General features: G+C 28.9%; 11 protein-coding genes. 10 read left to right on the top strand and 1 reads right to left on the bottom strand.

Translation table 11 applies throughout. From position 1 onward, the window contains the following. Window positions 1-60 precede the first annotated feature (60 nt). Both CSPA_RS27295 and CSPA_RS27290 read left to right on the top strand, forming a co-directional pair. Window positions 61-969: a D-2-hydroxyacid dehydrogenase gene (locus CSPA_RS27295; RefSeq protein WP_015395644.1), complete on the top strand. Its 909-nt coding sequence runs from the start codon at window positions 61-63 to the stop codon at window positions 967-969. A gap of 19 nt (window positions 970-988) precedes the next feature. Further along, window positions 989-2,245 (top strand): DUF1015 domain-containing protein, encoded by a 1,257-nt coding sequence (locus CSPA_RS27290; RefSeq protein ID WP_015395643.1) that lies wholly within the window; start codon window positions 989-991, stop codon window positions 2,243-2,245. Between the two features lie 175 nt (window positions 2,246-2,420). On the opposite strand, the gene CSPA_RS29635 is transcribed toward CSPA_RS27290, so the two are convergent. Next, window positions 2,421-2,828 carry an SRPBCC domain-containing protein gene (locus tag CSPA_RS29635; protein WP_144053546.1) on the bottom strand — a complete coding sequence of 136 codons (408 nt, stop codon included), beginning with the start codon at window positions 2,826-2,828 and terminating at the stop codon, window positions 2,421-2,423. A gap of 191 nt (window positions 2,829-3,019) precedes the next feature. Here CSPA_RS29635 and CSPA_RS27280 point away from each other — a divergent pair, with 191 nt between their 5' ends. From CSPA_RS27280 to CSPA_RS27245, 8 genes are all read left to right on the top strand, one after another. After that, window positions 3,020-3,574, top strand: coding sequence for a TetR/AcrR family transcriptional regulator (locus CSPA_RS27280; protein WP_017810912.1), 555 nt, complete (start codon window positions 3,020-3,022; stop codon window positions 3,572-3,574). 21 nt (window positions 3,575-3,595) lie between these two features. Further along, window positions 3,596-4,417, top strand: a complete 822-nt coding sequence (locus CSPA_RS27275) for a nitroreductase family protein (protein ID WP_015395640.1) — start codon at window positions 3,596-3,598, stop codon at window positions 4,415-4,417. 333 nt (window positions 4,418-4,750) lie between these two features. Further along, window positions 4,751-6,757, top strand: a complete 2,007-nt coding sequence (locus tag CSPA_RS27270) for a methyl-accepting chemotaxis protein (protein WP_015395639.1) — start codon at window positions 4,751-4,753, stop codon at window positions 6,755-6,757. A gap of 337 nt (window positions 6,758-7,094) precedes the next feature. Then, window positions 7,095-7,763 (top strand): hypothetical protein, encoded by a 669-nt coding sequence (locus CSPA_RS27265; protein WP_015395638.1) that lies wholly within the window; start codon window positions 7,095-7,097, stop codon window positions 7,761-7,763. 521 nt (window positions 7,764-8,284) lie between these two features. Then, entirely contained in the window at window positions 8,285-9,478 is a 1,194-nt protein-coding gene (locus CSPA_RS27260) for a sensor histidine kinase (RefSeq protein ID WP_017810913.1), read from the top strand. 4 nt (window positions 9,479-9,482) lie between these two features. Next, window positions 9,483-10,169, top strand: a complete 687-nt coding sequence (locus tag CSPA_RS27255) for a response regulator transcription factor (protein ID WP_015395636.1) — start codon at window positions 9,483-9,485, stop codon at window positions 10,167-10,169. A gap of 214 nt (window positions 10,170-10,383) precedes the next feature. After that, window positions 10,384-11,058: an HD domain-containing protein gene (locus CSPA_RS27250; protein WP_015395635.1), complete on the top strand. Its 675-nt coding sequence runs from the start codon at window positions 10,384-10,386 to the stop codon at window positions 11,056-11,058. Window positions 11,059-11,137: 79 nt separating this feature from the next. Next, the gene (locus CSPA_RS27245; protein ID WP_015395634.1) at window positions 11,138-11,992 is read left to right on the top strand and encodes an AAA family ATPase; all 855 of its coding nucleotides are present in this window, start codon (window positions 11,138-11,140) and stop codon (window positions 11,990-11,992) included. Window positions 11,993-12,033: the final 41 nt, after the last annotated feature.

The following is a 12,033-nucleotide window of genomic DNA, read 5'->3' as shown; positions in this document are numbered from 1 at the left end:
TCTTGAAATCTTATGCAAATAAAAAGCAATAAGTAATAGAAATCAAGGGGGATTTTTAAAATGATTAAAGTATTAACCAACGATGGATTAGAAAGTACAGCGATTGAGGATTTAAAGGCACTTGGGGCAGAAGTTGTCAATGAACATTTTAATCAAGATGTACTAGGTGAAAAGTTAAAGGAATTTGATGCGGTAGTTATAAGATCAGCTACTAAGCTTACTGCCGATGTATTTAAGGCAGAAGAAGGTGGAAATTTAAAACTAGCTATTAGAGCTGGAGTTGGAATAGATAATATTGATATTCCAGCAGCAGAGAATAAGGGAGTAACAGTAAGAAACACTCCATCTGCAAGTTCAGATTCTGTTGCAGAACTTGCAATTGGTCATATGTTTGCATTAGCAAGATATATTGCTATAGCTAATTACACTATGAGAAATGGTGAGTGGAATAAAAAGAAATACGAAGGAACTGAAATTGCTGGCAAGACACTTGGTATAGTTGGAATGGGAAGAATAGGTCAATCTTTAGCTAAAAAAGCTACTGCTTTAGGAATGAAGGTTGTATATTATACAATTGAAGGTAAGCATGAAGATTTAGATTATGATTTTATAACATTTGAAGAGTTATTACAAACTTCAGATTTTATTTCACTTCATGTTCCATATGATAAGGCAGCAGGTTCATTAATTGGAAAGAAGGAATTACAATTAATGAAAAAGACAGTGTATCTAATCAACTGTGCAAGAGGGAAGGTTGTTGATGAAGCTGCATTACTTGAAGCTCTAAATAATGGGGAAATTGCCGGAGCTGGTATAGACGTATTTGAAGAAGAACCAACTAAAAACGAAAAATTAATAAACCATGAAAAAGTTAGTGTTACGCCACATATTGGAGCTGCAACCGAAGAAGCTCAAACAAGAATTGGTGAAGAAGTAGTTTCAGTAGTTAAGGAATTCTTTAATCTATAATGCTTAGGAGGAATTTTGGATGGCAGTAATTAAGGCATTTAAAGGAATAAGACCTGTTCAAGATTTAGCATCAAAAATAGCGGCTTTACCTTATGATGTAATGAATAGTGATGAAGCAAGAGAGATGGTAATAGGAAATCCACACTCGTTTCTTCATGTCGATAGACCAGAAATAGATTTAGACCCATCAATAGATATACATGATCCAAAGGTATATGAAAAAGCAAGAGAAAATCTTGATAGAATGATTACGACAGGAGAATTCACCCAAGATGAAAAACCTTGTTTATATATATACAGGCAGATAATGAATGGAAGATCACAAACAGGGATAGTATTCTGTGCGTCAATTGACGATTATATGAATAATATTATAAAGAAGCATGAATTTACTAGAGCAGATAAAGAAGAAGACAGAATTAATCATGTTGACTATTGTGATGCCAATACAGGGCCTATTTTCTTGACCTATAAAGAAGATCAAATTGCATCAGAGATAATTGAGGCATGGATTGAAAATGAAAGTAAAAGAAAACCTGTATATAATTTTGTTGCAGAGGATGGAATCACTCATATAGTTTGGGTTATAGATAATGATATTATTATAAGTGAATTAACTGATTTATTTAAGGAAATAGATTATTTATATATCGCAGATGGTCATCATAGATCAGCTTCGGCTGTAAAAGTTGGATTAAAGAGAAGAGCAGAAAATCCTAATTATACAGGAGAAGAAGAATTTAATTACTTCTTAGCAGTTGCATTTCCAGATAATGATTTAATGGTTATGGATTACAATAGAGTAGTTAAAGATTTAAATGGTTTGACTAAAGATGAGTTGATAGATAAACTTCAAGAAAAGTTTATTGTTACCGAATCAACTAGTGAGGAGCCACTTAAGCCAGCTAAAAAGCATACATTTGGGATGTATGTGGAGGATAAGTGGTACTTGTTAGAAGCAAAAGATGGAATATATGATCCAGAAGACCCAATAGATAGTCTTGATGTGGCAATACTTCAAAACAATGTGTTAACACCTATTTTGGGTATTGAAGATGTAAGAACATCAGACAGAATAGACTTCATTGGTGGAATTAGGGGACTTAAGGAACTTGAAAAAAGAGTTCATAAAGATATGAAAATAGCATTTTCAATGTATGCAACAGAGGTGCATGATATTATGGATGTTGCTGATATTGGAGAAGTAATGCCACCAAAATCAACTTGGTTTGAACCAAAGTTAAGAAGTGGATTATTTATTCATCAATTGAAATAGCTGTCCACGTCAAAAAATATTAAATACGTAATGGAATAACAAAATGCATAAAGAAAAAATATAGAGCATAAAATCAAGAAAACACATTCTAGTATTCTTGATTTCATGCTCATTTTTTTATTCAAATGTGATGAGATGTTTATAAATTGGAATATAGTTCTTACGTGATAAGTGTCTACAAATTTATCTCGCAAATTTCCTTGATTTTTTTGTTCATTAAATCAAATCCAGCCTTTGTATCATAAAGGGAATTCTTTAAAAGAGGTACTAATATACCATGAAATTTTTCACGTTGAATTAAAGTTGTAGTTCCATCGTTATTAGATATTAATTCAAATATATGTTCACCATCAAATAACCCTGGTATGAAAAGACGACCTAACCATCGGAGTTCCTTGTTAGGTGTAAACTTTAGAATAGTAGGCTTAAAGATCATACCATTAGAGTTAGGAGGAACAATTTTTACCTCTATTTTATTACCTTCTTTTGGAGTTCCTTTTAGATATTTAATAAATGGATTCCAATTAGGATAAGAATCAAAATCAGTTAATATTGTCCATACTTTATCTACAGTTGAATTTATTATTTTAGAAAAATTTTTGTCAATATTTTAATTAAGAAAAAGCAAATACTGTTTAATATATTTTATTACTTGACAGAAAAATACTGAATGATATACTGTATAATGTACTGTATGACATTCAGTTTTTGTTATGAGTTTTAAATGTTAAGAAAGAGGTGAGATAAATAGGAGATAATGATGCTAAAGAGAGATTGATAAATGTAACCATCAAAATGATATGTGAAGGTAAAAAGCCGAGTGAAATTACTGTTAAAGACATCACTGAAGGAGCAGAACTTGGAAATGGAATGGTGAATTATCACTTTCAAAGTAAAGATAATTTAATTCGTGTGGCAATTAAAAAAGTTATGGGATGTGCAACAAGAAAGTTGGGAGAGAAAATAAGAGCTAAAGAAATTGTTTCTCCAGCAGAAAGGCTTTCTTTTATTTTAAAACAAGTGATAAATTTTATTGCAGATAATCCAGAGATATCTAAAATAGCAATTTTAGATGATTTAGAAAATAATCAAGGAACTGCGCATCTATTAAGTTCTGAAGAATCCTATAATAAATGCCTTAAAGAAGTTTTTAATAATGATATGCATAAGGTATGGACTAAAAATTATTTAATTGCTGGATATATAAATTACATATTTTTAAAAGCTGAAAATATAAAAAAAGAAATGGGCTTTGATTTTTATAATAAAGAGCAAAGAGAAAATGCAATTGAAAATTTAGTTAAAGAACTTATAAATTGTAATAAATAAGTATAAAGGAGTAATTTTAATATGATGATTGTTGATAATGAAAAATGTGTTGGGTGTGGACTTTGTGTTAAAGATTGTTTTGTTAGAGATATAGAAGTAGTTGATAATAAGGCTAAAATTAGAAATGTTGCATGCTTTAAATGTGGACACTGCATTGCTGTTTGCCCTAAGGGAGCAGTATCTACAGATGAGTACAATATGGAAGATGTAAAAGAATATAATGAAAATGAATTTAAAATAGATTCAGATAGATTATTAAATTTCATAAAATTTAGAAGAACTACAAGACAATTTAAAGATAAAGATGTTGAAGCAGAAAAGCTTAATAAGATTATTGAAGCTGGAAGGTTTACTCAAACAGGTACTAATAGCCAAAATGTTTCTTATATAGTAGTTAAAGAAAACATAGAACAACTTAAAGAAATGGTATTAGAAAGTCTTAAGGCTAGAGGAGAAAGTATATTAAATAACTTAAATGAGAAAACTAGACCATATAAGAGATATGCTCAAATGTGGATAAAAATGTATAATGATTATAAAGAAAATCCTGCAACTGGAGATAAATTATTCTTTAATGCACCAGCATTAATACTTGTAGTATCAGATAATACGGTGAATGCTAGCTTAGCTTCTTCAAATATGGAACTTATGACTAATGCTTTAGGGCTTGGAACATTTTTCAGTGGATTCTTTACATTAGCAGCAGAAGGAAATGAAAGCATAAGAGAATTACTTCAAATAGATGAAAATAAACAAATAGTTACTTGTATGATAATTGGATATCCAAATGTAAAATATGCTAGAACTGTACCAAGAAAAGATGCTGATATATCTTGGAAATAAACATATTAGAGATATTACTTTAAATTAGAAGACTGCTAAAAATGATTAAGTACATTTTTAGCAGCCTTTTGATTAGAGTAACTTTTTTTAGTCTCAATCTTGTGTTGAATTTTATGTCATAAAGGTTTGAGAAAAAAATAAATTTATGACTTAGTCCATGATATTTAGAGAAAGAAATAGAGAAAACGTTTTTTGAAGAAAATTATTGGATCATATAAAAGTGAAATTTATTGATTAATGTAGTAAAATAATAGTATTTGAGCATATGTAGTTTATTTATATTATATGCTAAATTTAGTTTGAAAATTTGAATTATTTGAAGGTGATTAATACGTGAAGAAAAAAAGTAAGTTATTCAGAAAAATTGTAGCAGGAATTATTCCATTTATTGTTGTACCAGTATTATTGATAGGAGGAATTTCAGCCTATAAATCAAAGACTTCATTAGAAGATAACTTGAAAAGAACAAGTATACAAACAATTAATGAAGTTGATAAAGGATTTTCACAGTATCTGCAAGTATTAGGTACTCAGATAGATATAATAGCTAAGAATATGGATATACAAGATTTATCAAATCCACAGGCAGAGCATCCAACTATAGTTAAATATGTTCAAGGAATATTTAAAGATACTAAATCTTCAGTAAGTGGTGTTATTAATGCAGGTTTTGCAGGGGAAAATGGAGAGCTAGTATTAGATAGTGGTGTATTAACTTTAAAGGATTTAAATTATAAGGAAAGAGAATGGTATAAAAAAGCCAAGGAAGCAAATGGTAAGATAATATATATTAAGCCTTATAAGGATGCTGTATCAGGAAAGAAAGTAATGACGGTTGCACAGGCAGTTAAGAGTGATGCAGGACAATTTATAGGTGTTATAGTAATTGATATGTCACTTGATGCAGTACAAGAGTATGTTAGCAATATTGATTTATTAAAAACAGGATATGTTTTATTAGCAGATAGTGATGGAGATATTATAGTAAATAATGATAAAAATAAAGAGATAGCAGATAGCATAAGTAATTTAGAATTCTGGAATTCAGCTAAGAAAGAGGATAAAGGTGTGTACACTTTTACAAGTAACGGAAATGTATTTTATGCATGTCAACAAACTAATGAAAAAACAGGCTGGAAGCTTATAGGTATAATTGATAGCAAAGAAATAAAGGACAATGTAACATCTATATATGTAACTATGGCTACTGTTTCAATTGTGTTAATTATTGTTGGAATTGCTGTTGGGGTGATTGCAGCACTATATCTTATGAAGGAAATAAATAAATTAAAAGAAATTATTAACAAAGCTTCAAATGGAGATTTAAAAGAACGAATTAAAATTACAGCTAAGGATGAATTTAAAGAGCTTGGTGAGGATTTTAATAAAATGTTAGATAATTTATCAGGTTTATTGGAAAGTGTTCAGGAGACTACTTCACATTTATTTGAAGCATCTGTTAATATAGCAAGCATGTCGGAAGAAACTATGTCTTCAGTTTCAGAAGTATCAAATGCAATACAAGAAGTAGCTAATGGAGCTACAAGTCAAGCACAATTTGCTACTGATATATCTACTAATGCTGAAGAATTATCAAATAGAATAGATGAAGTTGATAATCATACACATGAAATTAATAAGCTATCAAACAAGACAAAAGATCTAAGTAACCAAGGAATAGTCATACTTAGGGATTTAATAGACAAAGCTACAAATGCTAGGGAGAATTCTATCAAATCAGCAGAGATGGTTAATGGAATGATAGAAAGTATAAATAAAATTAATTATATTTCTGATGCAATAGGAAGTATTACAGAGCAAACTAATCTTTTAGCATTAAATGCAAGCATAGAAGCTGCAAGGGCAGGAGAAGCTGGAAAAGGCTTTGCAGTTGTTGCTGATGAAATTAGAAAGTTAGCGGAGGAGTCTAAAAATTCTACTGATGAGATAAAAGCTATTGTTTCTGAAATAAGTGTTAATGGAAATAATACAAAAGCTTCTATGGAGCAAAGCAAAGAGATATCTCAAGTTCAAGGTGAAGCAATAAAAGAAACAGAAGGCATTTTTAATAAGATAGTAGAATCCATACAACCTTTAGCTGCTTCGATTGATGATATAAAAATATTAAATGAGAAAATGCATAAAAATAAGGAAAAGGTAAAAGCCCAAATTGAAAATATAGCTGCAGTTTCAGAAGAATCAGCATCAATATCAGAAGAAGTTACAGCTTCGGCTCAGCAAGTGAGTGCCACTATGGATGAACTTACACAATATGCAAGCAGCCTTGAAGGCATTTCAGATGAATTGAAAGGGAAAATAAGTAAATTCAAGTTGAAGTAATAATATAAAGACAAGTATCTCTAATAGCTATATATTAGGGAGACTTGTTTTTTTGATTAAATTAAAGTATGTTACTTCATAAGATATAAATTTCTAAAAGTACTTGATAATAGAATTATTGTGGTGAAGAAGTACATAATAGATGATACTTTCATATTATTTTAAGATTGTTTATAAAATTTTTAAAATTGCTTTAAAGGATTTTTAAAGTTAGATTTTATAATGAATTCATAACAACAAGGAAAACATTAAAAAGCTTAAACAGAGATAACAGACTATTAAATTTAAAAGAGTTTTTTAAGATAGGTTTCCTTGATGAATTTAGGAGGAGTTATAAATGAATAAAATTAAAGTATTACATGATGTATTTAAAACAATGAAGGAAAAGGAAGTTTTTAAAGGAAAATTTAAATTGGAAGCAACTAAAGGAGATGTTAAGGTATTTTCATTTTCTAATGAATTTGAAACCAATACTAAAAGTGGAGAAACAAAAGCTAATGTAAATGTTGATGTAGATGCAGAAGGTAAAAAAGTAAAACATGAAAGTATTTCTGAATTTAATATAAAGGATTGTCCGCATCATGGATTCCATAGAGGAATGCATATGCATAAGCATGGAATGCATGGTCATGGTGGAATAAAAAGTAAGCTTTCAAAAGTTACTTTTATATTAAATTTACTAAATAATGTACAAGTTGAAGAATTAGATGAAAAATCTATTATATCTTTAGAGTTAAAAGAAGTATTTAAAGAAATTAAAGATATGCATAAGGACTGTCATAAAGGAATGGATGAAGAAAAGATAATGGAGCATATAAAACAAATGAAGGAATGCAATGAAAGAGGTTTTCATAAGCATCATGAATTTATAAAAAAATTATTATGTTCTGAAAACAGTGATCCAGTATTAAAGATATATGCTAATAAAAATAATGAAGTTGAGAAAATTGAAATTTCATCTAAGGGTGAAGATGCTGTAAATGGATTATTAGAATTGGTTTGGTAATATAGATATCCAAAGCAAGAATTAGACTTATGCAACAACCACCAAAATCAGATACATTTATCTTCCACAGGACTAGTGAAATTTTTGCTGGAAGGTTCTAAATGGCGGCTTGTCTCCATTTCAGCGTGTTCCAGATGTAAAATCTGGACAAGCTGTAAATGAAACAAGCCCCCATTAATAACCATCATCAGCTCAATTTCACATGCCTGCTTCCAGAAAAATGTATCTGATTTCTAGTGTAGTGTTACTATTATAATTTCTCAATGATGCATTTATAAGTTTGATTATTAATTTGGATATATATAGTAAAAACTATATATTTATAAAGAAGTAAAATAGAAAGGGGCATGCTTTTATACCAGTAGGTATGAAATTCTATAAAGGCATACTCCTTATTTTTATAATAGCGATAATAATATGATAAATAAATCGATTTAAAATTGTTTTGTAATGTTATAATTATTGTAATAATTAAAATTAATTTTGAGGTGGTGGACAAGATTAGAAGATTTAGAAGAAGAATGTATTCCAAGTTTCAGAATAAATTTCACCAAGAGCATGAGGAATATTTTGAGAAACTCAATGAATTAAATAAAATACGTAATGAATTATTCTACGAGCATAGAAAATTGTATCATGAATCACATCATAAGCAATTTAATGAATTTAAAAAAATACACAGATATTTAAGATGGATGAGGCCTATAGGACTATTAATAAGTATTGTATTAATTTTTTGCATATTTAAGTTCGTTAATGTGGAAGCAATCACTATATTTTTTGGAGCAGTTTTTATCATTCATCAAATTTTTCAGACATATATTACCATGAGAATGGAAAAGAGAATTATGAGACCGATAGAAAAATTAAAAGATGGAGTGGAACAGATAGCTAAAGGTAATTATGATGTAAAGATTGATAATGAAATACATAATGAAATTGGACTTTTAATATATGATTTTAATAAAATGGCTGAAAGCTTAAAGAATTCTGAAAAGCTGAAATTGGAATATGAAGAAAATAGAAAAGCACTTATAGCAAATATCTCTCATGATTTAAAAACACCTATCACTTCAATTAACGGATATATTGAGGCTTTAGTTGATGGGGTGGTTACTTCACCAGATAAAGTAAATAATTATCTAAATATAATTCATAATAATACTGTTTATATAAATAATCTTATTGATGATTTGTTCTTATTTTCAAAATTAGATATGCAGAAATTAGATTTTAATTTTGAAATAGTTAAAATAAGGCCATTCATGAGAGATCTTATGGAAGAATTTGATTTTATTCTTAAAGAGAAAAATATTGAATTCAAATTTGAAGATAAGTTAACTGAAGAATTAGAGGTTAACATAGATGGAAAAAGAATGTATCAAGTTATTAGAAATGTTATAGGTAATGCTGTAAAGTATGGGGATCAAGAAAATGCTGTAATAGAAGTAAGATTAAACAATGAAGCTGAATGGATTAAAGTAGAAATAAAGGATAATGGCCCTGGAATTCCAGAGGATAAACTTTCAAATATATTTAATAGATTCTATCGCATAGATACTGAACGTACAAAAGATTTTATGAGTACAGGTCTAGGGCTTGCAATTGCAAAGGAAATGGTAGAAGCTCATGAAGGAAAAATTTATGCAACTAGCATTATGGGGCAAGGAAGTATTTTCACAATAGAACTTCCAATAAGCAACAAAAAGGAGTAGGTCTATGAAACAAATATTAATTATTGAAGATGATATAAACATTGCAGAATTAGAAAAAGAATATCTTCAATTAAATGGGTATAAAGTAGAAATAGTTCAAGATGGAAATCAAGGTTTAAAAAGAGCCCTTATGGGTATATTTGATCTCGTTATTGTTGATTTAATGCTTCCTGGTAAAGATGGATATTCAATAGTAGAAGAAATTAGAAAAAAATATGAAATACCAGTAATAATTGTTTCAGCAAGAAGTGAGGATATTGATAAGATAAAAGGATTGGGATTTGGAGCGGATGATTATTTAACCAAACCTTTTAGTCCAGCAGAATTAGTAGCTAGAATAAAATCTCATATAATTAGATATGAAAGATTATCAGGAAATAAAACTCAAGCCAGTGTTATTACTCACAAAGCTTTAGAGATAATGACAGATTCTCATAAGGTTTTCGTAAATGGAAAAGAAGTTATCTTAACCACAAAAGAATATGAACTTTTAGTTTTTTTAGCTTCTAATCCTAATATAGTTTTTACTAAAGATCAACTATTTGACAGGATATGGGGAGAAGGGTATTTTGGAGATACAGCAACTGTAGCTGTTCATATACAAAAGTTAAGGAAAAAGATTGAGAAAGATCCTGGAAGCCCAGATTATATTGAAACTCTTTGGGGAACAGGGTATAGGTTTAATTCATAACTTTACCTTCAGAAAAAAAGGATGGAATATTTTTTAGAGCATTTATGTTAATTTATAAATGCTTTTTTATATTCAAAATTAATTGTCTTACATACGGAATTTAACTTTTCATTTTATCGTCTCCTATAAATTTTATAGGATGATTTGACAAAAGAACATACGTTTGATAATCTGTGCATATGGAATTATTTTGTATAAAAGGATGGTAATATATATGGAGGTTGAAGAGAGGTACAAAAAAATTATAGAAATTGTGGAACAAAAATTAACTTGTTCAGCACATAATTTAGACCATGTATTTAGGGTGTACAATCTTTGCTTATTGCTTGCAAAATATGAGAAAGATGTTGATTTAGAAATACTTATTCCATCAGCTTTATTACATGATATTGCGAGAGTGGAAGAGAGTCAAGATAAAACTGGAAAAATAGATCATGCAGTTTTAGGCAGCATTATGGCTGAAGATATATTAAGAAAGTTAGAATACGAAGAGGAAAAGATAGAAAAAATTAAACACTGTATTGTGGCGCATAGGTTTAGAACAGGAAATGAGCCAAATTCAATAGAAGCAAAAATACTTTTTGATGCAGATAAACTTGATGTTATAGGAGCAAGCGGAATTGCGCGTACTTTTATGCTGGCAGGACAATTTGGGCAAAGATTGATAGATAATTACTCTATTAATGAATATATGAATTCTAATACAGTTGAAAATGGAAGATTGAAGGATGTATCAAAACATACTCCTTTCATTGAATATGAGGTGAAATTTAAAAAAATCCCAAATAAATTGTATACAGAAAAAGCAAAGGAAATAGGTAAAGAAAGACTAAAATTTATGGATGAATATTTTAATAGGTTAAAGTCAGAAATAAATGGAATTAAGTAATCCTAACTTATTCTTTAATTCAAAAAATTTTACATAGAAAAGTATTAGGGTATATAAATATTATTTAGAGGAGAAAAAAATGATTTATTTAAATAAATTTACATTTCCTGATGAATATATGGAAATTAAATTCTTTATGAGTATACAGAGAACTTGCTATGATTCGTTTTATCCATTTAAGATATTATCTGCACATGGCCTTGAACAAATTGATTTTGAGCAAATTACTATTTTATATGGAGGAAATGGTTCAGGAAAATCAACAGCATTAAATGTTATTGCAGAAACGACGGGAATAAGTCGGGATTCTATATTTAATAAATCTAGTTTTTATTCTGATTATGTTAATATGTGTAAAATTGATATTGAAAATGATATTCCTAAAAATAGTAGAATTATTACTAGTGATGATGTATTTGACTATATGCTAAATATACGTAATTTAAATGAAGGAATTGATCAAAAAAGGGAAAAACTCTTTGAAGAATATTTAGATACGAAATATTCACGTTTTCAGATGAACTCTATATCAGATTATGAGCAATTAAAAAAGGTAAATCTCACTAGAAGTAAAACTCAATCACGTTTTGTAAGGGATAAATTAATGAGTAATGTAAGAGAGTATTCAAATGGAGAGAGTGCATATAGATATTTTATTGAAAAAATCGATGAGAATGGATTATATATATTGGATGAGCCTGAAAATAGTCTTTCTCCACAACGTCAGATGAAATTAATGAGTTTTATTGAGGAAGCTGCTCGCTTTTTAAACTGTCAGTTTATTATATCAACGCACTCACCTTTCTTACTTGCTATGCGAGGAGCAAAAATATATGATCTTGATGAAGATCCTGTTGATGTGAAAAGATGGACAGAATTAGAGAATGTACGAACATATTATGATTTTTTTAAATCACATGAAAAGGAGTTTTGATCATATTATGTATTTTAAAGAAATTAAAGATTTTTTGAAGT

The sequence above is a fragment of the Clostridium saccharoperbutylacetonicum N1-4(HMT) genome (genome assembly GCF_000340885.1).
Lineage (GTDB): Bacteria > Bacillota > Clostridia > Clostridiales > Clostridiaceae > Clostridium > Clostridium saccharoperbutylacetonicum.
The sequence above is the reverse complement of the archived record's forward strand: the minus strand, read 5'-3'. Positions and strand labels throughout refer to the sequence as shown.